A 23,484-nucleotide genomic window follows, 5' to 3' on the forward strand; every position below is an offset into this window, starting at 1 on the left:
TTCAAATCTATATTTTTATGATGAAAATATAAATTGATCTGAAACGAAACAGCACGGGTTCGACAACAAGCCCGAAGCGGCTTGTTGCGGCGTAGGCTAACGTGAGCTTGCGAACGTTAAGCGCGAAGAGCGCGGCCGAAGCCACCAGCCGCTCGCGCAGGATGCCGAAGGCAGTCCCGAGTTCCACGAGGGATGAGGTTTTCGCGGAGGCAACGCGAAAGCTGAGCAATCCGCCCTCTCCGCCAAATACAAAACCGCCCACAAAGGGCGGTTTTTTCATTCAGCGATGCCGTCGCAAACGATTCACGCACCGGACTGATGATGCGAAATCAGCTTGTCGATGAACTGGCGCAAGAAGTGATCCGGCTGCGAACTGTGGAAACGGTCGAACTCTGCACCGCGGCTGTAGGCGATGACTGTCGGGAATCCCCTGACCTTGTGTTTTCCGGCGATGCGCATGTTCTCGTCCGCATCGACTTTCGCCAGCAGGAACTTGCCGCTGTATTCCTTCGCCAGGCGCTCCAGATGCGGGCCGAGGACTTTGCACGGTGCGCACCACTCGGCGCCGATGTCGAGCAGGATGGGAGCATCCTGCGAACGGGCAACGACCCGCTCGTCAAAATTGGCTTCTTCCACGTCGTATGAATAAGGATGGGGATCGTGCATGTGCATAACTATTCAGTTCCTGTGAGTGCTGTTTAGATTGTTTAGGGGTAAACTGTCCGGACACATTTCGGTGAAGCATCAATTTCCACCATATGCTACCAGACAACGATATTCGTTTTGACGTTTCCGATCTGTCATGGCTGGATAAATTGGTCATGCGTCACGGGCGCGACGCGACCCGGTTGTTGCAGATACTCCGGGAGATACAAGAGTCTTTCGGCCATATTCCGCAACAGGCCGTTTCCGTACTCGCGGCAAAACTGTCCATACCCCGTTCCCGCATCGAAAGCGTGGCTTCGTTCTATTCTTTCCTGCACCTGAAACCGCACGGCGAATATCGCGTGCTGTTCTCCGACAACATCACCGACCGCATGCTGGGCAGCCAGGACCTGATGGACCAGATGTGCCAATTGTTGTGGCTGCAACCGGGCAAGGTCTCCGAAGACGGCCTGGTCAGCATCGGCACCACATCCTGCACCGGCATGTGTGACCAGGGGCCGGCGCTGCTGGTCAACGGACGCGCCATCACACGCATGACTCACCAGCGCGTGCAGGAGATCGCACAACTGATCCGCAACCGCACCCCTGTTGCCGACTGGCCGTCCGATTTCTTCAGGGTGGAAGACAACATCCGGCGCAGCGGCCTGCTGCTCGGCAACACCATTCCCTACGGCGCAGCGTTGGCAGCTGCGATATCGTCCGGGGCGCACATCATCGAACCGATCAAGGCATCGGGACTGCGCGGACGCGGCGGCGCCGGCTTCCCAACCGGCTTGAAATGGGAAGCCTGCCGCGATGCACCGGGCTCTGAACATTATGTGGTGTGCAATGCCGACGAAGGCGAACCGGGCACATTCAAGGACCGCGTGCTGCTCAACTCGCACGCCGACCTGGTGTTCGAAGGCATGACGATATGCGCCCTGGCCGTCGGTGCCCGCAAAGGCTTTCTGTACCTGCGCGGCGAATACCGCTACCTGCTCGAACCTTTGCACGCGACATTGCAGCGCCGCCGCGAAAGCAACCTGCTGGGCGAGAGCATCCTGGGACGGGCCGGATTCGATTTCGACATCGACATCCATGTTGGCGCAGGCGCCTATATCTGCGGCGAGGAATCGGCGCTGATCGAATCGCTGGAAGGCAAGCGCGGCGTACCGCGCAACCGCCCGCCGTTCCCGGTGACGCACGGATACCTGCAACAACCGACTGCGATCGATAATGTCGAGACCTTCTGTCAGGCCGTGCTGGCTCTGTACTTGGGCGCCGAAAGATATCGCGCCATCGGCACAGCCAAATCCACCGGCAGCAAGCTCATATCTGTCTCCGGCGATTGTCCCCGTCCCGGCATCTATGAGTATCCCTTCGGCGTCTCGGTGCGCGAAGTGCTGCAGGATTGCGGTGCGGTGAACACGATCGCAGTGCAGGTCAGCGGTCCGTCCGGTGCGTGTGTCGGGGAAAGCGAATTCGACCGCAAGCTGGGTTTCGAGGACCTGCCGACCGCCGGAGCATTCATGGTCTTCGACGACAGCCGCGACATGTTCGAAGTGGCCCGCAACTATGTGCATTTCTTCGCGCATGAGAGTTGCGGCTTTTGCACGCCGTGTCGTGTCGGCACTTCGATGTTGAAATCCACCATGGACAAGATCGCCAACGGCCACGGCACGCGCTACGACCTGAACGAGGTCGAGAACCTGGACCGTGTGCTGCAGACCACGTCCCACTGCGGCCTGGGGCGTACCGCCTGCAACCCGGTGCTGCATACGCTCAAGCATTTCCGTCCCGCCTACGAGAACAGACTGAAATCGCTGATGTTCTCGCCCGCCTTCGACCTCGACGGTTCCCTGGCGCGCGCACGGCAGATGACCGGCCGCGACGATGCCGGAGCCCACCTGAAGGAGGTCGAGTGAGCGACACATTCCAGCTCGATGGCAGCACAGTGCCGTTTGAATCAGGTCAGACCGTGATGCAGGCCGCGCTGGCAGCCGGACATTACATCCCGCACCTGTGCTACCACCCGGAGTTCAAACCGCACGGCAGTTGCAAACTGTGCACGGTCAAGGTCAACGGGCGCACGACCGCCTCATGCACCATGCCGGCCGAAGCCGATCTCAATGTCGAAAGCAATATCGAGGAACTGAATGCCCTGCGCCGCTCCCTGGTGCAGATGCTGTTCGCCGAAGGTAACCATTTCTGTCCCTCTTGCGAAAAGAGCGGCAATTGCGTGTTGCAGGCGCTGGGTTACGATCTCGAAGTTCACGCCACCGGCTTCCGCCACCTCTATCCGGATCGCCCGCTGGACGCCTCGCATCCCGACATCCTGCTCGACTTCAACCGCTGCATCCTGTGCGAACTGTGCGTGCGCGCCTCCGGCGAAGTGGATGGCAAGAACGTGTTCGCCCTGGCGGGGCGCGGCATCGACAAACATCTCATCGTCAATGCCGAATCGGGCTTGCTCAAGGATACCAACATCGCGCTCACCGACAAGGCGATGCAGGTCTGCCCGGTGGGCGTGATTCTGCCCAAGCGCATCGGCTTCAGCGTGCCTATCGGCGAGCGGCGTTACGACCAGCGCCCGATCAGCGCGCAGGCGCTGGACGACGCTCCGCGCCAACTCGACGCCAGCGGCAATTGCGATGCCTGCGAGGGAATGCCATGAGCAAGAAACTGCGCGTCGCCACCACTTCGCTAGCCGGTTGCTTCGGCTGCCACATGTCCTTGCTCGACATCGACGAGCGTCTGTTCCCGCTGCTTGAGCTGGTCGAGTTCGACCGCTCGCCGATCACCGACATCAAACATTGCGGGCCGTGCGACATCGGCATCGTCGAAGGCGGTGTCTGCAACGCAGAGAACGTGCATGTGCTGCATGAGTTCAGAAAGAACTGCAAGATCCTCATCGCCATCGGCGCCTGCGCCATCAACGGCGGGCTGCCGGCACAGCGCAACCATCTCGATCTGGCCAGCTGTCTCACCGAGGTGTATCTCACCGAACCCGGGCTGGAACATGGGCATATCCCCAACGATCCCGAGCTGCCGCTGCCGCTGGACAAGGTGCATCCGCTGCACGAAGTCGTGAAGATCGATTACTTCATCCCCGGCTGCCCGCCCTCGGCTGATGCCATCTGGAAATTCCTCACCGACCTCATTGCGGGCAAGACGCCGGAACTGGGGCACGGGTTGATTAAATATGATTGAAAGACATTTAGCCACAGAGATCACAGAGCACACAGAGAAAAGCAGCGAAGTTCTCTGTGGTCTCTGTGTACTCTGTGGCAAAGGATTTTGAATATGGGTAATGATCTGGAAACCGCCGCCCACCCCGAGAACCTGCGCCGCGTCGCCATCGACCCGGTGTCGCGCGTCGAAGGCCACGGCAAGGTGACCTTGCTGCTCGACGAGAACGACCGTGTGCACCAGGTGCGGCTGCATATCGTCGAGTTTCGCGGCTTCGAGAAATTCATCCAGGGCCGTCCCTACTGGGAAGCGCCGGTCATGGTGCAGCGGCTGTGCGGTATCTGCCCGGTGAGCCACCATCTTGCGGCATCCAAGGCGATGGACATGATCGTCGGTGCGACGCTCACGCCCACGGCGGAAAAGGTGCGGCGGCTGATGCATTACGGCCAGATCCTGCAATCGCATGCGCTGCATTTCTTCCACCTGTGTTCGCCGGACCTGTTGTTCGGTTTCGATTCCGATGTCGCTAAGCGCAACATCGTCGGCATCGCCGCCGCCTATCCGGACATCGCAAAACAGGGGGTGCTGCTGCGCAAGTTCGGGCAGGAAGTGATCCGCATCACCGCAGGAAAACGCATTCACGGCACCGGTTCCGTTCCCGGCGGGGTCAACAAGAACGTCAGCTTCGAAGAACGCGATTACCTGCTCAAGGACATCGAACAGATCGTGGCCTGGAGCAAGGATGCCGTTGGCATCGCGCGACAACTGTTCGAGCAGAATCTCGACCTGTACAACGATTTCGGTCGCTTCAAGGCGCACACGCTCAATCTGGTGCGTGCCGACGGTGCGCTGGACCTGTACCACGGCGGATTGCGCGCGCGCGACATGGAAGGTCAAACGCTGTTCGATCATCACGACTATGGACATTACTGGGATGTGATCTTCGAGGACGTGAAGCCGTGGTCGTACATGAAATTCCCGTTCCTACGCAGCCTCGGACCGGAGAACGGCTGGTATCGCGTCGGACCGCTGACGCGCGTGACCCAGTGTGACTTTATTCCCACGCCGCTGGCCGAAGCGCAGCGCCAGGAATTCCTCGCCTTCAACGGCGGCTCTGCGACAGGCGCGACGCTCGGTTTCCATTGGGCACGCATGATCGAGATGCTGCACTCTGCCGAAGTGATCCGCGACCTGCTGCACGATCCTGACCTGCAAGGCAGCGAGCTGGTCAGCCAGGGCGCACGGCAGGAACGCGGCGTGGGCGTGATCGAAGCGCCGCGCGGCACGCTGATCCATCACTACAAGGTGGACGATAACGACCAGATCGTGCGCTGCAACCTGATCGTTTCCACCACCCACAACAACCAGGCGATGAACGAGGCCATCCGCTCCGTGGCAAGGCAGTACATCGACGGAAAGAAGCTCACCGAAGGGCTGCTCAACCATATCGAAGTCGCCATCCGCGCCTTCGACCCCTGCCTCTCCTGTGCCACGCATGCCTTGGGCAAGATGCCGCTGGAAGTGGAACTGCTGGATGCAGAAGGTGCCCGCGTAGATGTGCTGACGCGTTCATCCGACGGTTCTTTCAGCTGCGCTGCCTGATGCCTGCCCCGCTGCTCGTCTTCGCCATCGGCAACGAATCGCGCGGCGACGACGCACTGGCCCCGCTGCTGCTGCGACAACTCGCAGCGCAAGATTTTTCCCAAGCCGAGTTCATCGAAGATTTCCAGTTGCAGGTCGAGCACGTCACCGACCTCGCCGGGCGCGATGCCATCCTGTTCGTGGATGCAGACATGTCCTGTGCAGCCCCATGCCTGCTGCAACCCATCGCTGCTGCGCATGACCACAGCTACACCAGCCACGCCATGACACCCCATTCCTTGCTGCATGCCTTCCACCAGTTCTATGGCAAAACAGCTCCGCCCAGCTATCTGCTACGCATCCGGGGATATGGATTTGAATTGGGAGAGGGATTGAGCCCGGAGGCGAGAGCGAATTTGCAGCAGGCTTATGCGAAGGCACAAGAGTGGATCGCTGAAGTCGGGACGGTTCAAATTCGATAATTAACCGGCAGCATGGTGCCCACCAAAGCGGTCGTCGAACGTCAAAAGATTGATAGCCTTCTACCGACTGTTCCTAACCCAAAGCGGTTATTCGCCTCTTCTCGATTTTTGACATTCAAAACAAATCGGGCCTAGTTAGCTGCCGAGCTAGCCTTCAATAATTTCTTAGTCTTTGGTTGGCGTAGCGGTCAGTTCGAATATTCGGTTTATGTAAGTTTCCTTCATACAACCGATGTTTTGGCATTCATTGCGCTTCTTCATCCATTGTCTTTGCATTTCTCGAAGAGAATTACTTCTCCTGTCCTGCTTCAACATATTCCTGTAGATAGCATCTAACAATCTGTCGAGTGACTTCATCTCATTTTCGCTGCATATTAGTTTTTCAACTTGGCTCTCGGCCTTACTGCAATTAAAGCTCGCGTAGCTTCTCTCCGGAATATTTTCAATTTTTTGTGCCGGATCGCATTTCTCTGCTTCAGTTAATTGGTCCAAACAGGTGTATCGCGTTTTTACTTGCCCATCGCTAGGGACTTCAACTTGTTCAACAATGGTCTGTTCCTTCCCTGTTGAATAGTATGGGAAAAACCTCACATCATTCACCAGTACACCTCCTCTCCAAATTACGCTAAGTTCGGGAGAAACGTGGGTGGTGTTATATGCATAACTCTGAATAATTATTTTGTATACATTGTTATTAATGCGGCATTCCCTTACTGCCATTCTGCCCGCATATATCACTCCAGATGGATTGGATGGGCTTACATATGTATCAAACGCCATTGAGTAAATATCCAGCGTGTTTGGCATCTGACTCTTTTCTTTCCCTGCTTCATTCCAATCCGAATTATTTCTGATGATTAAGGCATTGGAGTCCTGGTCGCAATCGACATTTATGAGTGTGTAAAATATATCGGCAACTGCCACATTTGATCCAAGAATGAAAATAATTGCTAATACATTCCTCATTAAACGGGGCAGCACCGAATTAATCTTTAGATTGTTTCTCATAGGAGACTGCTATCCGAGTAGGTGATGTCCGAAAACTATCCCGCCCTTGCAGCGGAGTCAACCAGCAAGAATATCTATATCCGGCCTATAGTCGTTCGTTAACTGTCATGCCTGCAAGCTCAGAGTCTTTAGTCATGTCTAACCCAAATTAGAGTACAACCTCGAACGGCTGCTTGTGGCCGATTTTTGCCCTTTGCTAAATACTATTCCAGTGTCCGTTGTTTCACCGTTAGCGGATGTCAAAACATCGGCTACCTGCGGGACTGCTGCAGACGTGCGAGCTTTTCCGCCCTTCGGATGTTTCTTGTCAGTGCTTTTTGTACCAACGCATAAAATCCGACCAAGTCATGCTCTGGATGATCATCCAGCACGCCACAGTCTTGATAGAATTCCGCGATCCATAGTGAATCGAGTTCATCTTTACCTGTTTCTTGCCAATATTCCTCTGCGGCAATTTCCACATAGTCACTTAGTTTACGCATCGAGCCCCCAGTGAAGTTTTCTGGAAGAATTAAAACGATCGTGACCTTCTGCGTCTGGCCGCAAAATGACTCGCATACGCCGGTTGGCGAAAGTCCGTTCCCAGTTTGGATGCGGTCGAGTTATACGCTGGCGTGAAGTTTCATGCCAAGGGCCTTCGTTACCTTTAGAATAGTGTCAAAGGTTGGCGCTCTTTCGCCTGAAAGAGCCTTGTACAAACTCTCTCGTGAAAGGCCAGTATCTTTTGCGACCTGTGACATACCACGAGCGCGGGCTATATCACCAAGAGCTTTTGCGATGAATGCGGCATCACCATCAGCCTCTTCGATGCATGCATCAAGGTAGAGTGCCATTTCTTCTGGCGTACGGAGATGTTCTGCAACATCGTAACTTGAAGTTTGAGTTTTATTCATATTGCCTCCTACAAATTCTCCGCAAGGCGCAAAGCAGTTTTAATGTCTGCTTCTTGAGTTCGTTTATCTCCACCCGCTAGGAGAACAATCAATATCTCACCATGTTTAATGAAATAAACTCTGTAACCAGGGCCGTAATCAATCCTCAATTCAGACACCCCAGATCCAACTGGTTTTGCATCTCCTGGATTGCCAGATCGTAACCTTTCAATTCGAACTAAAATTCTCGTTCGTGCCTGCGGGTCTCGTAGATCGTCAATCCATTTTGCGTATTCGGCTGTTTTGCGAATTTCAATCATAGCAAAGTGTAGCCAGTAGGCTACGACATGTCAATCATTGGACGATCTCGTTGAATGTCTCAATTGGGCAACCGATTCCTGTCTGTTTCCTATTTCAGCCGTAAGAGACTGCTATTGGGAACAAGCAGTCTACCCCCAACAACTTACCAGAATGATAGATGAGACGGCGATGACCGGCCAGCCATCGCCACAAGAAGTTAAACCACCTTCACCTGCACCAGTTCTTCTCCGTTCGGGTCGGTGACATGCACTGCGCAGGCGATGCATGGATCGAAACTGTGGATGGTGCGCAGGATCTCGATGGGTTGTTTCACATCATGCAGCTGGTGGCCTTTCAAAGCTGCCTCGTATGGCCCCTGATTCCCCTGGGCATCGCGCGGGCCGGCATTCCAGGTACTGGGCACGATGGCCTGGTAGTTATCGATCTTCTGGTCCTTGATGACGATCCAGTGCGAAAGCGCACCGCGCGGCGCTTCCATGACACCGACGCCCTGCGCATGGCTGGGCCAGGTCGATGGGTCCCATTTGGTTTCGTTGAAGGTCTTCACATCGCCAGCCTTGATGTTGGCGACCAGCTGGTCGTACCAGCCCTGCATCGCGTCGGCAACGATCTTGGTCTCCAGCGTGCGCGCTGCCGTGCGCCCCAGTGTCGAATACAACGCCTGTACCGGCACATCGAGTTTCTTCAGTGTCATGCCAACCAGCTCCCTGGTCTGTTCATGGCCGGAGGCATACAGCATCAACACGCGCGCCAGCGGCCCGACCTCCACCGCCTTGCCTTTCCAGCGTGGCGATTTCAGCCATGAGTATTCCTTGTCCACATCCAGATGGTCATACGGCGGTTTCGGGCCGGTATAGTCGAGCTTTGTCTCGCCCTTGTAGGGATGCAGTCCCTTTTCTTTTCCCACGGAGTAGTCGTACCAGGCATGGCTGACGAACTCCTGGATCTCTCCTTCCGCATCCATGTCGATAGGATGGATCTTGCTCAGGTCGCGATCCAGTATCACGCCGGATGGGATCAGGTAGGAGGACGGATCGGACATGCCCTTGGCCGGAAAATCTCCGAAGGTGAGGAAGTTGCCCACGCCCTCGCCCTGTTTCGCCCAGTCCTTGTAGAAACCGGCGATGGCCAGCGTATCCGGCACATAGACCTGGTCGACGAAGCTGCGCATCTGGTTGATCGCGTTCTGCACCGTTTGCAGGCCGACCACATTGAGCGCGGTGCCGGAGTTGCCGCCGTGGAAATGCGGGCCGTTGCCTTGTCCCGGATGATTCGGGTCGATGCTGATCGCGCACGGTACGCCGCCGACCAGGAACATCGGGTGCGGGTTCTTGCCGCCGAACACGGCATGCAGTTTGACCACGTCGCGCTGCCAGGCCAGCGCATCCAGATAATGCGCCACCGCCATCAGGTTCGCTTCCGGCGGCAACTTGTAGGCTGGATGCCCCCAGTAGCCGTTGGCGAAGATACCCAACTGGCCGGCATCGACGAAACCTTTCAGTTTCTTCTGCACATCGCTGAAATAGCCGGGAGAGGATTTGGCGTAGCCGGACAGGCTCTGTGCCAGCGCTGAGGTCGCTTTGGGATCGGCCTTCAATGCCGAGACCACATCCACCCAGTCCAGCGCATGCAGGTGATAGAAGTGCATCACGTGGTCGTGAATATATTGCGCGCCGATCATCATATTGCGGATCAGCTGCGCATTGCTCGGCACTTCGATCTTCAGCGCATTTTCCACGGCACGCACGGAGGCGATGCCATGCACCAGCGTGCACACGCCGCAGATGCGCTGGGCGAATGCCCAAGCCTCGCGCGGATCGCGTCCGCGCAGGATGATCTCGATGCCGCGCACCATGGTCCCTGCGGATGAGGCGCGCGAGATGCGGTTGTCCGCGTCCATTTCCGCCTCGATGCGCAAGTGGCCTTCGATGCGGGTGATCGGGTCGACTACGATGGTTTGCGTCATGTCTTATCCCTCAAACGTTCAAAAAATCCGCCAGGATGCGGTATTGCGCCGAGGTCTCGGCATTGTCCGTTCCCCGGCCAGTGGCGATGCTCTCGCAGGTGCGTGCCATGCGCGCGTGCATCGCAGCGTCCCATGCAGGAGCATCCGCAGTCTTGAAACAGGCCAGCACTGCCTGCGCAACGAAATGGCCAGCCTGGTCGTTCCAGTCGCATTCATGTCCGCACTGAGTGAAACTGTCTACGCTGGCTTTACCGGCCGACTGATGTGCGGCGGCAAGCTCGTCTTCGGTTATATCGGAACGTTTGGCCGCATTCACCGCGTTCCTCACTCTGGCGTCCTTGCTCAGTGCAAGCACGTTTTCCGCAAAGCGCGCGGCAACCTGACGCTGCCCGGCTCTGGAAAGGCCGTTCAGGGCAAGCTTGAATTCGTTGTCGTTATTGATGGCCATCGCATCATTCTCCTTCAACCAGATGATCGGCGAGCAACTCAGTCAGGCCGATCACATCGACCTTCATGTGATAGTGCTCCAGGCCTTCTTCCAGCACGATGCGGCAGTTGGCACACGCGGTGACCAGCGTATGCACGCCGGTGGTTTCGAGCTGGCGTTTCTTGACCTTGAACGCCTCCAGGCGCAACGGTTCGGCGCGCGAGTTGGCCGACACCCCGCCACCACCACCGCAACACCAGTTCATCACGCCGGCATCCGGCATCTCGCGAAAATCCGCGGCAACATCGCCAAGCAGGCGGCGCGGCTGCTCCACCACCCCGCCGCGGCGGGTGATCTGGCAGGGATCGTGGTATGTCAACGGACGTGCATCCTTGCCCGTGGTCTTGATCTTGCCAGCCGTGCGCAGTTCGTCCAGCACTTCGAGAATATGCTTCACTTCGAAGCCGAATGGTCTGCCCATCAGGTTCGGCCCTTCCCAGCGTATCGCGGTGAAGGCATGGCCGCATTCCGGGCTGATCACGCATTTGACCTTCAGGCGCTCGGCTGCCACCACGATGCGGCTGACGATCTCGCGCGCCAGATCCGACGCCCCAATCTGGATGCCGCTGTTGGTCGCCTCGAACGCATCCTGCGCCAAGGTCCAGCTCACGCCGGCCTGCTTGAAGATGCGGCACAGTGCAGAAAGGTATTCGGGGAAGTTGATGATTTCCATCGAGGACATCAGCACCAGGTAGTCGGCACCCTCGCGTTCCACCGGCACCTCGATGCCGGTCTCGGCCTGCACATGCTTGATCTGGGCCAGTACCGCCGGCCACTTGATACCCATCGGGCTGCCGATGTTGACGGCACGCGTCGTCGCACCGATCAGGTCTTCCTGTGCATGGCCGGATGCCGCCATGCCTTCGCGCATCTTGCGGATCATGTAGGTGATGTCGTTGCCGACCGGACAGACCATGGAACAGCGGCCGCACATCGTGCAACTGTCGTAGACCAAGGGCTCCCACTCGGCCAGTTCCGCATCGGTCACCGGCTTGGACAGACCCAGCATCTTTGCGAGCTTGCCGAGCAGCGTGTATTCCTGCTTCCACACACGGCGCAACGGTTCCAGCTTGTGGATCGGCGTGTACTTTTCTTCGCCGGTTTCGTTATAGAACAGGCAAGCCTCGGCACACAATCCGCAATGCACACAACTGGAGAAATAGCTGGCGATCGGCGTATCGATCACTTCCTTGAAGGCGTTGAGGCCTTTCTCTAAAGTCGCACTCATCTTCAGCTCTCCCGGTTAAGAAGCCACACCCTTGCGTCCAAAGAAATCACCGTTGTACCAGCGCGAGATGAACAACGAGAACGTGTGGAACAGCTTGGTGAACGGCAACAGCACCAGCAACAATTCGACAGAAAAGATATGCAATGCAAGCATCAGGGTGTACTCGACGAACAGGTGGTGATAGGCCATGTAGCCAGTCAGCAACGGCAGGAAGGTCGCCGCCCAGGCAACATAATCGCCGACGCCTGACAGCATGCGCTTCACCTTGTTGTTGAGCCGATGCGCCAGCGATACGCCCAAGGCCAGCATCGCTGCGACGACCGAAGCGTCGACCAGCGCGGTCGGCAAGCCGGGCCAGTGCAGCCCTGTCACGCTGCGGAAGAATGCGATATGCGGGACAAAAAAGAGGATGGCCAGGAACAACCCAGCATGGAACACATAGCCGCTGATATAGGTCACCGGATCGCGTTTCAACATGCCTTCGGCCGGCAAGGAACGCGTGAACACGGTGCGCCAGCCGCTGCCCACACTGTCGGTCCGTGGTCTTGCCAGATCGGCTTTGCGGCCCAGACCGAAGATCTCGAACAGGCGCAGTACGACGCCAACCAGAAAGATCATCATTGCCCAGTTCAATGCGCTGCCGCGTGCAAAGGTCAGGAGTTCGAGGTGGTTCATTTTTCCTCCCGCGTCAGCTCTTCCACCGTCACCTTTGCATGCGCTGCCTTGGCCGCCGACTTGGTCGAACGGTTGTGCCAGGTGATGACGGCCCCTGCCGCCACACCCACTGCGGCAGCACCGCCCAGCATGGCGGTCGTCGCCGATACCGGCATCGACAGGGCCTTGTAGAACGGCCCGGCATCCCAGAACTTTGGCTCGGAACAGCCGATGCAACCGTGGCCGGACTCGATCGGGAAACTGGTGCCGTCGTTCCACTTCGTCGTGGCACAGGCGTTGTAGGTCACCGGCCCCTTGCAACCGAGCTTGAACAGGCACCAGCCATTCCGCGCAGCCTCGTCGTCGAAGGTCTCGGCGAACTTGCCCTGGTCGTAGAACGGGCGGCGATAGCAACGGTCATGGATGGTCTCGCCATAGAAGGATTTCGGCCTGCCCAATGCATCCAGCTCGGGGATCCCGCCGAAAGTCAGGAAGTGCGCCAGTACCCCGGTCATCACCACCGGGATGGGCGGACAGCCGGGTACGTTGATGATGGGTTTGTCCTTGACGATGTCGCTTACCGGGACTGCACCTGTCGGGTTTGGATCGGCCATGGGAATGCCGCCGTAGGTCGCGCAGGTTCCCACTGCCACGATGGCGGCCGCGCCTTTGGCGGTCTCGACCAGCATGTCGTGGTTGCTGATGCCGGCAATGGCGGAATATCCCGGATTGCCCATCGGGATCGACCCGTCGACGATCACCAGGTACTTGCCCTCATTGTCTTTCATCGCCTGCAAGCGGGCATGTTCGGCAGCCTCGCCGGAGGCGGCTTGCAGGGTATGGTGGTAATCGAGGGAGATCATTTCGAAGATCAGGCTTTCCAGCGTCGGCGAATGCGAGCGCGTGATGGATTCGGTGCAGCCGGTGCATTCCTGGAACGAGAGCCAGATCACCGATTGTCGTCGCGCCTTGCTGATCGCTTCCGCCATCACGCTGGCCATCGACGGAGGCAACGCCAGCAGTGCGGCCAGAGAAGTGCAGAACTGGAGGAATTCGCGGCGGGAAATGCCGCGCTGAGCCAAACCTTCACCAACTGTTCCGGGGATGACTTCCGGTTGATGTGTTCTTTTCATGTCGACTCCCTGTGTTCGATGAACCATGGAATGCGCGTGGATTCTGCGCGCACATTCCTGCCTGGTCAACTCATCTGATCAAGTGCCTGCAAACCCGCGCCAAGTCTGAAACGTCCGATGATCCCGGCTGCGGCGTTGCAGATATCCGGCAATGCCGTTGCAACAGCTGGCGTCAGCGCTTCTCCCCAACCCACGAAGGCTGGCTGGATGCCGATCAAGGCGCGCCGTTGCGGCCAGTACCCGGTCAGCAGCGAGATAGACCTCAGGTCGAGCAATCCCACTTCATGCACGCTGCTTTTGCGGTTCTCGCCGAGGAAACGGTCCATCGCTTCACCCTCGAAACTGCGCACTGTGCCCGGCGTTGCGCCAAGTTCGGCTGCGTCGATCACCAACAGCGCATCGCATTCGCTGATCGGTACTGCCAGCGTAAAGGACAGCGTGCCACCGTCGAGGAACTCGATATCTTCATCTGCCCCCAAGCGCGCTTTCAACTCCTGCATCACAACGATACCGACGCCTTCATCGGCAAGCAGCGTGTTGCCGATCCCGAGCACCAGTATCTTCAAGCCGCTCTTCCCGCTCTTGTCCGGCATATCCGGCAACTGCGGTGCAGCAGGAGCCGGAAAATAGGCCTCCAGATCCGTTTCGCCCTGCAATGCCGCGGCAAGTCCATCGAGCGCAAGGCCGATCTCTTCCGCACGCTGTGCAGTGATCCTTTCGCGGGCGTGCCCGAGCGTCGCATACACCCAGTCTCCGGGAGACACCTCTTCCAGCAAGATGACGTTCAGGCGTTCACGCCGTCCGCGTCCTTCGCACCAGGCAAAGGCACCTTCGACTTCGACGACCTGCATGGGTATGCCGATACACATAGCGGAATCCTACTAGCAAAACGTGACAAAGACATGACCCCGACGGGTACGACTAAAGTCGCTGCCGCGAGGCCTCGAACAGGCAAACCGCAGTAGCCGCCGCGGCATTGAGCGATTCGATCTTGCCCTGCATGGGAATGATGAAATGCTGCTGTGCCGCAGTCAACAATTCGGGCGACAGCCCTGCTCCTTCGTTGCCGATGGCGAACGCCAGTTTTCCGCGCAGGTTGCAGTCATACAACGATTTCCTTGCATGCAGCGATGCTGCCAGTATCTTGCCGGTGAAACCGGTCGCGACCTTGAGCAGGTCGGCCGACTCCAGAATGCTCAACGCGAAATGCCCGCCCATCCCGGCACGCAACACCTTGGGCGACCATGCATCGGCACAGCCTGGCGACATGAACACCGCATCGCAACCTGCCGCTGCAGCCGAACGCAGGATGGAACCGAGGTTGCCGGGATCCTGAATATCTTCCAGCAGCAGTGCGAACTGGCTGTGCGCTACTTCGACCTGGGCGGCGGGAATATCGATCAGCGCCAGCAAACCGTTCGGTGTCTTGAGTTCGGAGAGTTGCGCGAACAATGCGTCCTCGAATTGGGTCTGCGGCACATCGACGCAGGCATCAAGCAAGGCGACGATCTCGGCATCCTGCTGCGCCTGCTCGTTGAGCAGCAGGTGTTTCGGTTTGCCGCCGTTGTCCAGAAAGGCGCGCAGCAGGTGCGAACCATCGAGCAGCGTCTGCCCTGCTTCGCGCCGCTCGCGGGCAGAAGATGAAATCCGGTGCAGCGACTTGTAGAACGGATTGTCGCGCGAGGTGATGCGCTTGATCGCAGTCATTAGTATGAAATTCGCGAAGCGTTTCGTTTGCCTCCTCTCCCGCAAGCGGGATAACCAGCGACTTGCCCGCTTGCGGGCTTAGTCGAATGGCTAGTAGTTCCACCAGAGGATTGCACCCGCAAGGGGTAGGCCGTGGTTGTAAAGCCGATAAATCGGCAACAACCACGCACAGGAGAGGGAGCGGACATGGTGTGTTTCATAATCAGCACAGGCTATTCACCACATCCGCTAGGCAGCGTTGGCTTCCGGTTCGGATTCCGTCGACTCAGGCGCTTCAGCGATACCGGCCTCCAGCAAGGTACCCATCTCTTCCAGGGCAGGCAATTCCTGCAAAGTCCGCAGGTTGAGATCGTCCATGAACTGCGGCGTGGTGGCATACAGCGCAGGCTTGCCCGGTGTGTCGCGCGTGCCGATGCTCTCGATCCAGCCGCGCGCCTCCAGCGTCTTCAACACCTGCGTGGAAACCGCCACACCGCGTATCTCTTCGATGTCGCCGCGAGTGACCGGCTGGCGGTAGGCGATGATGGCCAGAGTCTCCAGCACGGCGCGCGAATAGCGCGGCGGCTTCTGCGGGTTGAGCTTGTCCAGATGCACCTGCATCTCCGGCCGAGCGCGGAAGCGCCAGCCGCTGGCAACGCGGTTAAGTTCGACGCCGCTGTCGCTGTACTTGTCGGCCAGTTGCTGCAGCAGATCTTCCAGGAACCGGGTCTCCAGCGGTACCTCGCTCAAACGCTTCAACTCGGCGATGGACAGCGGTTCCTGCGTGGTCAGCAGCGCCGCTTCGAGAATGCGCATGAGTTGCACGGAATCCACGGCATGCTCGACCTCCGCGACTGCGGTGACTTGTTCACTCGGCAGTGATTGCTCGACTGGTTCGGACATAGATATTCCCCAAGCTTTCGGTTTGTGTGATCTCGACCAGGTTTTCCTTGGCGAGTTCGAGAATGGCGATGAAGGTGACAACCAGCAACGGGATGCTGGCTTCGGCTTCGAACAGGCTCTCGAAGGCGATGAAGTCGGTATTGCGCAGCTGGCGCAGCACCTTGGTCATCTGTTCGCGCACCGACAGTTCCTCGCGGCGCACCCGGTGATGCGCGTTGACCTTGGCGCGTGTAAGCAATGCCAGCCAGGCATGGCGCAGGTCTTCCACCGAAACGCTGGGCAGGCGTTCGATCACCGTGCGTTCGATCAACACCTGCACCAGTTCGAAGTCGCGCCCCGCTTGCGGCACTTCGTTGAGCTGCTGCGCGGCCAGTTTCATCTGTTCGTACTCGAGCAAGCGGCGCATCAGTTCGGCGCGCGGGTCTTCGACCGCCTCTTCCTCGTTCACCTTGGGCGGGCGCGGCAGCAGCATGCGCGATTTGATCTCGATCAGCACCGCCGCCATCAGCAGGTACTCGGCTGCCAGCTCCAGACGATGCTGCTGCATCGCCTCGATATAGGTCATGTATTGCTGGGTGAGCGCAGCCATCGGAATGTCGAGCACATCGAGGTTGTGCTTGCGGATCAGGTACAGCAACAGATCGAGCGGACCCTGGAAGGACTCCAGCACCACCTCGAGCGCGTCCGGCGGGATGTACAGATCCTGCGGCATCTCCAGCATCGGTTCGCCGTGGACATGTGCCACGGGACTTGCCGGTTGCATCTCGACTTGTGTTTCCGCTTCGGTCATCAGTTGTAGCCCAGCCCCATCGCTTCACGCACATCGCGCATGGTCTCGCTGGCCAGCTTGCGTGCCTTTTCGCAACCGTCGGCGATGATGTTACGCACCAGGCTGGGATCATCCAGATAGAGCTGCGCGCGTTCGCGCATCGGTTTCTGCTCTTCCAGCACGGCAGTAATGACAGGCTGTTTGCATTCGATGCAGCCGATGCCGGCACTCCTGCAGCCCTGTTGCACCCATTGTTTGATCGCATCGCTGGAATAGACCTGATGCAATTGCCACACCGGGCATTTGTCCGGATCGCCGGCATCGGTACGGCGGATGCGCGCGGGGTCGGTTGGCATGGTCTTGATCTTTTTCCCTACCTCGGCCTCGTCTTCGCGCAGGCTGATGGTGTTGCCGTAGGACTTGGACATCTTGTTGCCGTCCAGCCCCGGCATGCGCGAAGCCACAGTCAGCATGGCTTGCGGCTCGGACAATATCATCTTGCCGCCGCCCTCAAGGTAGCCGAACAGACGCTCACGGTCACCCAGGCTCAGGCTCTGCTGTTCGTCGAGCAATGCCTTGGCCGATTCCAGCGCCGCATCATCGCCCTGCTCCTGAAAGCGGGTACGCAACTCGACATACAGCTTGGCTTTCTTGCCGCCGAGTTTTTTGATCGCAGCCTCGGCCTTTTCCTCGAAGCCCGGTTCACGTCCGTAGATATGGTTGAAACGGCGCGCAATCTCGCGCGTGAATTCGATATGCGGCACCTGGTCCTCGCCGACCGGCACTTGCGTGGCACGGTAGATCAGGATGTCCGCGCTTTGCAGCAAGGGGTAACCGAGAAAGCCGTAGGTGGAAAGATCCTTCTCGGAAAGCTTCTCCTGCTGGTCCTTGTAGGTCGGCACGCGTTCCAGCCAGCCCAGCGGCGTGATCATGGAAAGCAGCAGATGCAATTCGGCATGCTCAGGCACGCGCGACTGGATGAAAAGCGTTGCCTGTGCAGGATCGACACCTGCCGCCAGCCAGTCGATGACCATGTCCCACACGTTCTGTTCGATGATCTGCGGCGTGTCGTAATGGGTGGTCAGAGCATGCCAGTCGGCCACAAAGAACAGGCACTCGTACTGGTGCTGCATCTGCACCCAGTTCTTCAGCACACCATGGTAATGCCCCAGGTGCAGACTGCCTGTGGGGCGCATTCCGGATAACACGCGATCAGCAAACATAGCTCAACTTCACATTAAAAAATCGTTTCGACAAACTGGATGAACGAGGTTACCAGCGGCGACAATATCCAGCTCAATATCGGTTGGCCCCCGATCGGCACCACGGCCAGCAGGATCAGTATGACCATGCCGTACGGTTCGACCTTTGCCAGCTGGAAGGCCTGGCGGTGCGGCAGCAGGCTGATGGCGATGCGTCCGCCGTCCAGGGGCGGCAACGGCAACAGGTTCAACACCAGCAAAACGGCGTTGATTGTAACTCCGATCTGCGCCATGCCTATCAGCGGCTCGGCAAAATAGTTCTCAGGGAACATCAGCGCCACCTTGATCATCCCGCCCCAGAACAGCGCCATCACCAGATTGGCAAGCGGGCCGGCCAGCGCGACCCACAGCATGTCCTGCTTGGGTCGGCGCAACGCGGAAAAATTGACCGGAACCGGCTTCGCCCAGCCAAACAGGATACCGCCCACGAACAGCGTCAGCAGAGGCAGCAGGATCGTGCCCACGGGATCGATATGGTGCAAGGGATTCAGCGATATCCGCCCCTGCTGATACGCCGTCAGATCGCCGAAATGACGCGCCGCATAACCATGTGCGGCCTCATGCAAGGTGATGGCAAACAGCACAGGTATGGCTGCAAGCGCGATGGTCTGTATCAATGCATCAAAGTTCATTTGTTTTCCTCGTTCGTTCCCTCTCCCGCAAGCGGGAGAGGGTTAGGGTTAGGGTGAGGGACGATATCGCGGGCCTCGCGAACCCTCATCATCTGCCCTTCCACCCGCAAGCAGTACGCCGGTGGGTACCCCGCTGCTACGCAGCGCCCCATCCGCAGTCCCGACTGCGGGAAAAGGGAGTGATTCATCATTCCTCGATTCCTAAATGTGCGACCTCCCCGATACCGCGCCGTACCAGCACTGGTGTTGCGTCGGTCAGGTCGATGACCGTGGTCGGGCCGATACCTACCGTGCCGCCTTCGATGACGAGTTCGACCAGGCGCTCGAGTTGTTCCCGTATCACGTCCACATCGGTCAGCGGTTGTTCTTCGTCCGGCAGGATCAGTGTGGAACTCAGCAACGGCTCGCCCAACTCCTCCAGCAAGGCCAGCGCGATGGGATGATCCGGGATGCGCAAACCGACGGTACTGCGCTTGGGATGCTGCAAGCGTCGCGGCACTTCCCTGGTCGCTTCCAGGATGAACGTGTAGCTGCCCGGCGTGTTGTTCTTCAGCAGGCGGAACTGAGCGTTGTCCACCCTGGCATAGTGAGACAGCTCGGACAGATCGCGACACATCAAGGTCAGAAAATGCTTGTCGTCGAGCCCGCGTATCTGGCGGATCCGGGTCACCGCATCTTTGTCGTCCAGATGGCAACCGAGCGCATAACCGGAATCGGTGGGATAGACGATCACGGCGCCGTTCCGCAACATCTCCGCTGCCTGCTTGATCAAGCGCGGCTGCGGGTTTTCAGGATGGATGGTAAAGAATTGCGCCATAGTTCAGGCTGCCGCCTTTTCCCACTCTGTCCACACCGGTCGGCATTCCAGCGGAAAATCCGGCAAGCGCCCGAGGTCCCGGTAGCTCTCTCCGGGCCCGTGGAAATCCGAGCCGCAGGAGCACAGCAAGCCGAACTCCTTGGCGTAGCGTGCGAACTCGGCATATTGCGGCGGCGTATGGCTGCCGCTCACCACTTCGATGCCGCGTCCGCCTGCTTCGACGAATTCTCGCAGCAGTTCCTGCAAGGTCGTCTTTCCCATCGCCTTGCGTCCGGCGGTATAGCGGCCCGGATGCGCCAGCACTGCAACGCCGCCGCTGCCGCGTATCCAGCTTACCGCATCCTGCAGATGCGCCCATTCGTGCGGCACATAGCCGGGCTTGCCCTTGACCAGATAGCGGCTGAACACGCTGCGCACATCCTTGCAATAACCCGCTTCGACCAGATAACGCGCGAAATGGGTACGCCCGATGATGTCCGGATTGGCCGCATACCGATACGCCCCCTCCAGCACGCCACCGATACCGCTGCGCGCCAGCGATTCCGACATCAGCTCTGCGCGATGCTTGCGACCGCTGCGGATCGCGCGCAAACCATCGACCAATGCAGGATATTGCGGGTCGATATGCAGCCCGACGATGTGTATCGTGTGGCTACGCCAGCTCACCGATATCTCCACCCCATTGATGAATTCGATACCGTGCGCAGTGGCGGCTTGTTCTGCCTCTGTCAGGCCATCCACTTCGTCATGATCGGTCAATGCCAGCACCTTCACTTCGCGCGCGGCGGCGCGCGCCACCAGTTCGGTCGGAGTGAGCGTCCCGTCGGACACATTGGAATGGCAATGCAGATCGTAATCGAGCATCAGAGGTCGCCGCCGCCTTTCTTCATCGCTTTGCCTTCTTCGGCGCGCTTGCGCCGCACCTCTTTCGGATCGGCGATCAATGGACGATAGATCTCGATACGGTCTTTCTCGCGCAATACGGTATCGGTCTTGCTCAACTTGCCGAAGATGCCGAATTTGCCTTTTTCAAGGTCGATCTCGGGATGCTTGTCCAGCATGCCGGAAAGCCTGACTGCCTCGGCAATGGTCGTTCCCCTGGGCACTTCCGACTTGATCAGGAACTGCTCGGCAGGCAAGGCATAGACCAATTCCACATCGATTTTTTCGTCGCTCATTTTTTTACATAAACCTTGTCTGCACGTTGGATAAAGGCATCCACAAAACTGTTGGCGATATGGTGAAACACCGGGCCCACCAGCTTCTCCAGCAGCTTGCTGGAAAACTCATAATGCAGGCGGAACTCTATTTTACAGGCTTCGTCGCTCAAGGGGATGAATCGCCAGCTTCCATCCAGGTGCCGGAACGGGCCGTCTGTCAGCTTTATATCGATCTGGTGCGGCGGAGTGCGCCGGTTCTCGGTGCTGAAATGCTGTTTGATATGGTGATAATCGATATGGATCGTGGCATGCATGGTCGTACCCTGCATGTCGTTGATGCTCCCGCCGCCGCACCAGGGCAGGAACTGCTGATATTCCTCCACCCCATCCACCAGCTTGAACATCTGCTCCGCCGTGTGCGGAACCAGGACCGTCTTTTCTACCAGAGCCATTGCTTTACGAAGCCGCCAAATCAAAGACTGGTAGAATATCGCAACACACCTCAAAACTCACCTTATTCCAGTTCAATTTCGAAGGTCAAACAAGGCGATGACGAACGAACGACGCGGGCAGTGCTGATGCATGACTAGGAGTGAGTGAGGAAATCAACGCAGTTTCACCGAAGAAATTGGATTGGAATCATGAGCATCATCCAGAACAAAAAAGCCTTTCACGAGTACTTCATCGAAGAAAAACATGAAGCCGGACTCATGCTGGAAGGCTGGGAAGTCAAAGCCATCCGCGAAGGACGCGTGCAGCTGAAGGAAGCCTACGTCCTCGCCAAGGACGGTGCACTCTACCTGTTCGGCTCGCACATCAGCCCGCTACTGAACGCCTCCACCCATATCCACCCCGACCCCGTGCGCACCCGCAAGCTGTTGCTGCACAAGCACGAGATCGACAAGCTCATCGGCAAGGTGCAACGCGCCGGTTACACCATCATGCCACTGGACATGCACTACAAGGGCGGACGCGTGAAGCTGGAGATCGGCCTCGCAAAAGGCAAGAAGGAGCATGACAAACGCGCAACGGAACGAGAAAAGGACGCGAAGCGTGAAGCAGCCTCCGCAATGAAGAAGGAGCGCCGCTAAGGCAAGCCTTGCGCGCTTGCGGCGCAGGCTAACTTGGCGTAGCCAAGTTAAACGAACGAAGTGAGTGGCCGAAGCCACAAAGAGCCACCGAACGCGAAAAAGATTCGAAACGTGAAGTCGCTATGGCTATGAAAAAGGAACGCCGCTAGTTGAGTGGCTCACTTGCGGCGCAGGCTAACATGGGCACAGCAAATGTTGAGCTCGCAACGCGAGCGGCCGGAGCCACAAGCATGCGACCAGCCTTTAAAAGGCGCAATTCGATTTCCCCGCACCATTCCGCCAACCGAAAGGAGCCGCCATGACCGACATCTACCAAACCGCCTATCTCTCCGGCGGCTGTTTCTGGGGCATGGAAGAGCTGGTGCGCCAGATTCACGGCGTGCTGGAAACCGAGGTCGGCTATACCGGCGGCGATATACCAGACGCGACTTACGAGATCGTGAAGTCCGGGCGCAGCGGCCATGCCGAATCGCTGAAGGTCGTGTTCGATCCCGGGCTGCTGACTTACCGCCATTTGCTGTTCGAGTTCTTCCGCATGCATAACCCCACCACCCGCAACCAGCAGGGTAACGACATCGGCACGCAATACCGTTCGGCGATCTTCTATCTGGATGAAGAACAGAAACGTACTGCGGAAGAGGTCATCAGTACCGTGGATGCATCAAGAGGCTGGAGCGCAAAGGTGGTCACGGAGGTCGTACCATTCAAGGACTTCTGGCGTGCCGAGGAGTACCACCAGAGATATCTGGTCAAGCACCCGCACGGCTACACCTGCCACTATGTGCGTCGCATGCAACTCGGCGAGTAACGTCTATTTCTTCATCCTGAAGGTCAGCAGCACACCCGCCACAGCGCCCGCAGCACCGCACAGCAATATCTTGTTGCGCATATCGTCGATGCCGGAAACGGACTGGAATGCACGATGGAATGCATTTCCTCCGAAAGAGAACAGCGTTTGCAGGCTGACGTATTCACCAGCCCACTTTCCGAAGATGGCGTAGCCGATGATCAAACCCAGGGCGGTGAAGGATGCGACGCTGAGCAGGTTCTTCATATCTGGTGATTCCTCTTGTACAAGGGATGTTTGCGATCTCCGCCTAGCGGGTGAATCCACCGGCCATGCCAATAAGCGCCACAGAGACGGTGATCAGCCCCAGCGTGAGGTTGACCGCCACCAGCTTGCGTATCTTGCCGAGCATCGCACCCGCTTCTTTCCAGCGTTCCTTGGCGACATGCAGACTGAGCGGCACGTAGCAGGCGAAGAACACGTAACCGTAGACCGCCACCATCACCAATCCCAGCAGCAGCATGATGTGAACATAGGGCGGCACATGCGCCATGCCGCCGAACAGGTAGATCATGTAGAAGCCGCTGGCCAGTATGGCGCCGATCGCACCCCACACCCAGTTGAAGAAACGGCGGAACACATTGTCCCAAAGGCGCAGGCGTTCGGGCGGCTGCAACACATCGACAGCAGCTGGACGCAGCACCATATAGGCGAAGAACATGCCGCCGACCCAGATGAGCACGGCAAGCAGATGAATGAGTTTGAACAGGGTCATGATGTCTCTGGATTGGTTGTGCAGGAGCAAAAGGAT

Annotated in this window: 30 protein-coding genes; 7 read left to right on the forward strand and 23 right to left on the reverse strand. The window is 58.0% G+C overall.

Annotation, left to right across the window (positions count from 1 at the left end; all coding sequences use genetic code 11):
* Nucleotides 1–7: 7 nt before the first annotated feature.
* On the reverse strand, nt 8–280 hold the full coding sequence (locus SLIT_RS08035) for a hypothetical protein (protein WP_013029737.1): 273 nt from the start codon (nt 278–280) through the stop codon (nt 8–10).
* Between the two features lie 23 nt (nt 281–303).
* On the reverse strand, nt 304–672 hold the full coding sequence (locus tag SLIT_RS08040) for a thioredoxin family protein (RefSeq protein ID WP_013029738.1): 369 nt from the start codon (nt 670–672) through the stop codon (nt 304–306).
* An 86-nt stretch (nt 673–758) separates the two neighbouring features.
* Here SLIT_RS08040 and SLIT_RS08045 point away from each other — a divergent pair, with 86 nt between their 5' ends.
* From SLIT_RS08045 to SLIT_RS08065, 5 genes are all read left to right on the forward strand, one after another.
* Nucleotides 759–2,570 (forward strand): NAD(P)H-dependent oxidoreductase subunit E, encoded by a 1,812-nt coding sequence (locus tag SLIT_RS08045; protein WP_013029739.1) that lies wholly within the window; start codon nt 759–761, stop codon nt 2,568–2,570.
* Nucleotides 2,567–3,319, forward strand: coding sequence for a 2Fe-2S iron-sulfur cluster-binding protein (locus SLIT_RS08050; RefSeq protein ID WP_013029740.1), 753 nt, complete (start codon nt 2,567–2,569; stop codon nt 3,317–3,319). The genes SLIT_RS08045 and SLIT_RS08050 overlap by 4 nt, the downstream gene beginning before the upstream one ends.
* Nucleotides 3,316–3,855, forward strand: a complete 540-nt coding sequence (locus SLIT_RS08055) for an NADH-quinone oxidoreductase subunit B family protein (protein WP_013029741.1) — start codon at nt 3,316–3,318, stop codon at nt 3,853–3,855. The genes SLIT_RS08050 and SLIT_RS08055 overlap by 4 nt, the downstream gene beginning before the upstream one ends.
* Nucleotides 3,856–3,948: 93 nt before the next feature.
* A complete protein-coding gene (locus SLIT_RS08060; RefSeq protein WP_013029742.1) occupies nt 3,949–5,436 on the forward strand; it encodes a Ni/Fe hydrogenase subunit alpha in 1,488 nt (495 codons plus the stop codon).
* Nucleotides 5,436–5,897, forward strand: a complete 462-nt coding sequence (locus SLIT_RS08065; RefSeq protein ID WP_013029743.1) for a hydrogenase maturation protease — start codon at nt 5,436–5,438, stop codon at nt 5,895–5,897. The genes SLIT_RS08060 and SLIT_RS08065 overlap by 1 nt, the downstream gene beginning before the upstream one ends.
* A gap of 165 nt (nt 5,898–6,062) precedes the next feature.
* On the opposite strand, the gene SLIT_RS15205 is transcribed toward SLIT_RS08065, so the two are convergent.
* The 19 genes from SLIT_RS15205 to SLIT_RS08160 form a co-directional block, all read right to left on the reverse strand.
* Complete coding sequence (locus SLIT_RS15205) at nt 6,063–6,905, reverse strand: lysozyme inhibitor LprI family protein (protein WP_013029744.1); 843 nt, start codon at nt 6,903–6,905, stop codon at nt 6,063–6,065.
* A 251-nt stretch (nt 6,906–7,156) separates the two neighbouring features.
* Entirely contained in the window at nt 7,157–7,387 is a 231-nt protein-coding gene (locus SLIT_RS08075) for a hypothetical protein (protein ID WP_013029745.1), read from the reverse strand.
* Between the two features lie 120 nt (nt 7,388–7,507).
* Nucleotides 7,508–7,798, reverse strand: coding sequence for an addiction module antidote protein (locus SLIT_RS08080; RefSeq protein WP_013029746.1), 291 nt, complete (start codon nt 7,796–7,798; stop codon nt 7,508–7,510).
* An 8-nt stretch (nt 7,799–7,806) separates the two neighbouring features.
* On the reverse strand, nt 7,807–8,097 hold the full coding sequence (locus SLIT_RS15630) for a type II toxin-antitoxin system RelE/ParE family toxin (protein ID WP_013029747.1): 291 nt from the start codon (nt 8,095–8,097) through the stop codon (nt 7,807–7,809).
* A gap of 197 nt (nt 8,098–8,294) precedes the next feature.
* Nucleotides 8,295–10,064, reverse strand: a complete 1,770-nt coding sequence (locus SLIT_RS08085) for a nickel-dependent hydrogenase large subunit (RefSeq protein ID WP_013029748.1) — start codon at nt 10,062–10,064, stop codon at nt 8,295–8,297.
* A 10-nt stretch (nt 10,065–10,074) separates the two neighbouring features.
* Complete coding sequence (locus tag SLIT_RS08090) at nt 10,075–10,512, reverse strand: hypothetical protein (protein WP_013029749.1); 438 nt, start codon at nt 10,510–10,512, stop codon at nt 10,075–10,077.
* A gap of 4 nt (nt 10,513–10,516) precedes the next feature.
* Nucleotides 10,517–11,779, reverse strand: coding sequence for a (Fe-S)-binding protein (locus SLIT_RS08095; RefSeq protein WP_013029750.1), 1,263 nt, complete (start codon nt 11,777–11,779; stop codon nt 10,517–10,519).
* A gap of 15 nt (nt 11,780–11,794) precedes the next feature.
* Nucleotides 11,795–12,454 (reverse strand): hypothetical protein, encoded by a 660-nt coding sequence (locus SLIT_RS08100; protein WP_013029751.1) that lies wholly within the window; start codon nt 12,452–12,454, stop codon nt 11,795–11,797.
* Nucleotides 12,451–13,566, reverse strand: a complete 1,116-nt coding sequence (locus tag SLIT_RS08105; protein WP_013029752.1) for a hydrogenase small subunit — start codon at nt 13,564–13,566, stop codon at nt 12,451–12,453. Before SLIT_RS08105 ends, SLIT_RS08100 begins: the two co-directional genes overlap by 4 nt.
* Before the next feature lie 65 nt (nt 13,567–13,631).
* Nucleotides 13,632–14,435, reverse strand: a complete 804-nt coding sequence (hypC, locus tag SLIT_RS08110; protein ID WP_013029753.1) for a HypC/HybG/HupF family hydrogenase formation chaperone — start codon at nt 14,433–14,435, stop codon at nt 13,632–13,634.
* 52 nt (nt 14,436–14,487) lie between these two features.
* Complete coding sequence (locus tag SLIT_RS08115; protein ID WP_013029754.1) at nt 14,488–15,273, reverse strand: TrmH family RNA methyltransferase; 786 nt, start codon at nt 15,271–15,273, stop codon at nt 14,488–14,490.
* 228 nt (nt 15,274–15,501) lie between these two features.
* Nucleotides 15,502–16,155: an SMC-Scp complex subunit ScpB gene (scpB, locus tag SLIT_RS08120; protein WP_013029755.1), complete on the reverse strand. Its 654-nt coding sequence runs from the start codon at nt 16,153–16,155 to the stop codon at nt 15,502–15,504.
* Nucleotides 16,121–16,945 carry a segregation and condensation protein A gene (locus SLIT_RS08125; protein WP_013029756.1) on the reverse strand — a complete coding sequence of 275 codons (825 nt, stop codon included), beginning with the start codon at nt 16,943–16,945 and terminating at the stop codon, nt 16,121–16,123. Before SLIT_RS08125 ends, scpB begins: the two co-directional genes overlap by 35 nt.
* Complete coding sequence (locus SLIT_RS08130; RefSeq protein WP_013029757.1) at nt 16,945–18,147, reverse strand: tryptophan--tRNA ligase; 1,203 nt, start codon at nt 18,145–18,147, stop codon at nt 16,945–16,947. Before SLIT_RS08130 ends, SLIT_RS08125 begins: the two co-directional genes overlap by 1 nt.
* A 14-nt stretch (nt 18,148–18,161) precedes the next feature.
* Nucleotides 18,162–18,818: a site-2 protease family protein gene (locus SLIT_RS08135; protein ID WP_013029758.1), complete on the reverse strand. Its 657-nt coding sequence runs from the start codon at nt 18,816–18,818 to the stop codon at nt 18,162–18,164.
* A gap of 187 nt (nt 18,819–19,005) precedes the next feature.
* Nucleotides 19,006–19,635, reverse strand: coding sequence for an L-threonylcarbamoyladenylate synthase (locus SLIT_RS08145; protein WP_013029760.1), 630 nt, complete (start codon nt 19,633–19,635; stop codon nt 19,006–19,008).
* Between the two features lie 3 nt (nt 19,636–19,638).
* A complete protein-coding gene (locus SLIT_RS08150) occupies nt 19,639–20,499 on the reverse strand; it encodes a 3',5'-nucleoside bisphosphate phosphatase (protein ID WP_013029761.1) in 861 nt (286 codons plus the stop codon).
* Nucleotides 20,499–20,813 (reverse strand): RnfH family protein, encoded by a 315-nt coding sequence (locus SLIT_RS08155; RefSeq protein ID WP_013029762.1) that lies wholly within the window; start codon nt 20,811–20,813, stop codon nt 20,499–20,501. Before SLIT_RS08155 ends, SLIT_RS08150 begins: the two co-directional genes overlap by 1 nt.
* Nucleotides 20,810–21,247 (reverse strand): type II toxin-antitoxin system RatA family toxin, encoded by a 438-nt coding sequence (locus SLIT_RS08160; protein WP_013029763.1) that lies wholly within the window; start codon nt 21,245–21,247, stop codon nt 20,810–20,812. Before SLIT_RS08160 ends, SLIT_RS08155 begins: the two co-directional genes overlap by 4 nt.
* A 189-nt stretch (nt 21,248–21,436) precedes the next feature.
* Here SLIT_RS08160 and smpB point away from each other — a divergent pair, with 189 nt between their 5' ends.
* Entirely contained in the window at nt 21,437–21,886 is a 450-nt protein-coding gene (gene smpB / locus SLIT_RS08165) for an SsrA-binding protein SmpB (protein ID WP_013029764.1), read from the forward strand.
* 298 nt (nt 21,887–22,184) lie between these two features.
* Nucleotides 22,185–22,694 carry a peptide-methionine (S)-S-oxide reductase MsrA gene (msrA, locus tag SLIT_RS08170; protein ID WP_013029765.1) on the forward strand — a complete coding sequence of 170 codons (510 nt, stop codon included), beginning with the start codon at nt 22,185–22,187 and terminating at the stop codon, nt 22,692–22,694.
* 3 nt (nt 22,695–22,697) lie between these two features.
* Here the strand turns inward: msrA and SLIT_RS08175 are convergent, their stop codons facing one another.
* Both SLIT_RS08175 and SLIT_RS08180 read right to left on the reverse strand, forming a co-directional pair.
* On the reverse strand, nt 22,698–22,940 hold the full coding sequence (locus SLIT_RS08175; RefSeq protein WP_013029766.1) for a hypothetical protein: 243 nt from the start codon (nt 22,938–22,940) through the stop codon (nt 22,698–22,700).
* Between the two features lie 43 nt (nt 22,941–22,983).
* Nucleotides 22,984–23,448: a CopD family protein gene (locus SLIT_RS08180; RefSeq protein WP_013029767.1), complete on the reverse strand. Its 465-nt coding sequence runs from the start codon at nt 23,446–23,448 to the stop codon at nt 22,984–22,986.
* Between the last annotated feature and the right edge of the window lie 36 nt (nt 23,449–23,484).

Origin of the sequence: Sideroxydans lithotrophicus ES-1 (assembly GCF_000025705.1) — a bacterium.
GTDB classification, from domain to species: Bacteria; Pseudomonadota; Gammaproteobacteria; order Burkholderiales; family Gallionellaceae; genus Sideroxyarcus; species Sideroxyarcus lithotrophicus.

Bases quoted from the DNA above. Each gene is read 5' to 3' on its own strand.
- SLIT_RS08035 (WP_013029737.1), bottom strand. From the start codon at position 280: ATGAAAAAACCGCCCTTTGTGGGCGGTTTTGTATTTGGCGGAGAGGGC.
- scpB (WP_013029755.1), bottom strand. From the start codon at position 16,155: ATGTCCGAACCAGTCGAGCAATCACTGCCGAGTGAACAAGTCACCGCA.
- hypC (WP_013029753.1), bottom strand. From the start codon at position 14,435: ATGTGTATCGGCATACCCATGCAGGTCGTCGAAGTCGAAGGTGCCTTT.
- smpB (WP_013029764.1), top strand. From the start codon at position 21,437: ATGAGCATCATCCAGAACAAAAAAGCCTTTCACGAGTACTTCATCGAA.
- SLIT_RS08135 (WP_013029758.1), bottom strand. From the start codon at position 18,818: ATGAACTTTGATGCATTGATACAGACCATCGCGCTTGCAGCCATACCT.
- SLIT_RS08175 (WP_013029766.1), bottom strand. From the start codon at position 22,940: ATGAAGAACCTGCTCAGCGTCGCATCCTTCACCGCCCTGGGTTTGATC.
- SLIT_RS08100 (WP_013029751.1), bottom strand. From the start codon at position 12,454: ATGAACCACCTCGAACTCCTGACCTTTGCACGCGGCAGCGCATTGAAC.
- SLIT_RS08040 (WP_013029738.1), bottom strand. From the start codon at position 672: ATGCACATGCACGATCCCCATCCTTATTCATACGACGTGGAAGAAGCC.
- SLIT_RS15205 (WP_013029744.1), bottom strand. From the start codon at position 6,905: ATGAGAAACAATCTAAAGATTAATTCGGTGCTGCCCCGTTTAATGAGG.
- SLIT_RS08125 (WP_013029756.1), bottom strand. From the start codon at position 16,945: ATGACCGAAGCGGAAACACAAGTCGAGATGCAACCGGCAAGTCCCGTG.
- SLIT_RS08130 (WP_013029757.1), bottom strand. From the start codon at position 18,147: ATGTTTGCTGATCGCGTGTTATCCGGAATGCGCCCCACAGGCAGTCTG.
- SLIT_RS08115 (WP_013029754.1), bottom strand. From the start codon at position 15,273: ATGACTGCGATCAAGCGCATCACCTCGCGCGACAATCCGTTCTACAAG.
- SLIT_RS08045 (WP_013029739.1), top strand. From the start codon at position 759: ATGCTACCAGACAACGATATTCGTTTTGACGTTTCCGATCTGTCATGG.
- SLIT_RS08095 (WP_013029750.1), bottom strand. From the start codon at position 11,779: ATGAGTGCGACTTTAGAGAAAGGCCTCAACGCCTTCAAGGAAGTGATC.
- SLIT_RS08075 (WP_013029745.1), bottom strand. From the start codon at position 7,387: ATGCGTAAACTAAGTGACTATGTGGAAATTGCCGCAGAGGAATATTGG.
- SLIT_RS08080 (WP_013029746.1), bottom strand. From the start codon at position 7,798: ATGAATAAAACTCAAACTTCAAGTTACGATGTTGCAGAACATCTCCGT.
- SLIT_RS08090 (WP_013029749.1), bottom strand. From the start codon at position 10,512: ATGGCCATCAATAACGACAACGAATTCAAGCTTGCCCTGAACGGCCTT.
- SLIT_RS08060 (WP_013029742.1), top strand. From the start codon at position 3,949: ATGGGTAATGATCTGGAAACCGCCGCCCACCCCGAGAACCTGCGCCGC.
- SLIT_RS08150 (WP_013029761.1), bottom strand. From the start codon at position 20,499: ATGCTCGATTACGATCTGCATTGCCATTCCAATGTGTCCGACGGGACG.
- SLIT_RS08085 (WP_013029748.1), bottom strand. From the start codon at position 10,064: ATGACGCAAACCATCGTAGTCGACCCGATCACCCGCATCGAAGGCCAC.
- SLIT_RS08180 (WP_013029767.1), bottom strand. From the start codon at position 23,448: ATGACCCTGTTCAAACTCATTCATCTGCTTGCCGTGCTCATCTGGGTC.
- SLIT_RS08105 (WP_013029752.1), bottom strand. From the start codon at position 13,566: ATGAAAAGAACACATCAACCGGAAGTCATCCCCGGAACAGTTGGTGAA.
- SLIT_RS08065 (WP_013029743.1), top strand. From the start codon at position 5,436: ATGCCTGCCCCGCTGCTCGTCTTCGCCATCGGCAACGAATCGCGCGGC.
- msrA (WP_013029765.1), top strand. From the start codon at position 22,185: ATGACCGACATCTACCAAACCGCCTATCTCTCCGGCGGCTGTTTCTGG.
- SLIT_RS08155 (WP_013029762.1), bottom strand. From the start codon at position 20,813: ATGAGCGACGAAAAAATCGATGTGGAATTGGTCTATGCCTTGCCTGCC.
- SLIT_RS08055 (WP_013029741.1), top strand. From the start codon at position 3,316: ATGAGCAAGAAACTGCGCGTCGCCACCACTTCGCTAGCCGGTTGCTTC.
- SLIT_RS15630 (WP_013029747.1), bottom strand. From the start codon at position 8,097: ATGATTGAAATTCGCAAAACAGCCGAATACGCAAAATGGATTGACGAT.
- SLIT_RS08160 (WP_013029763.1), bottom strand. From the start codon at position 21,247: ATGGCTCTGGTAGAAAAGACGGTCCTGGTTCCGCACACGGCGGAGCAG.
- SLIT_RS08145 (WP_013029760.1), bottom strand. From the start codon at position 19,635: ATGGCGCAATTCTTTACCATCCATCCTGAAAACCCGCAGCCGCGCTTG.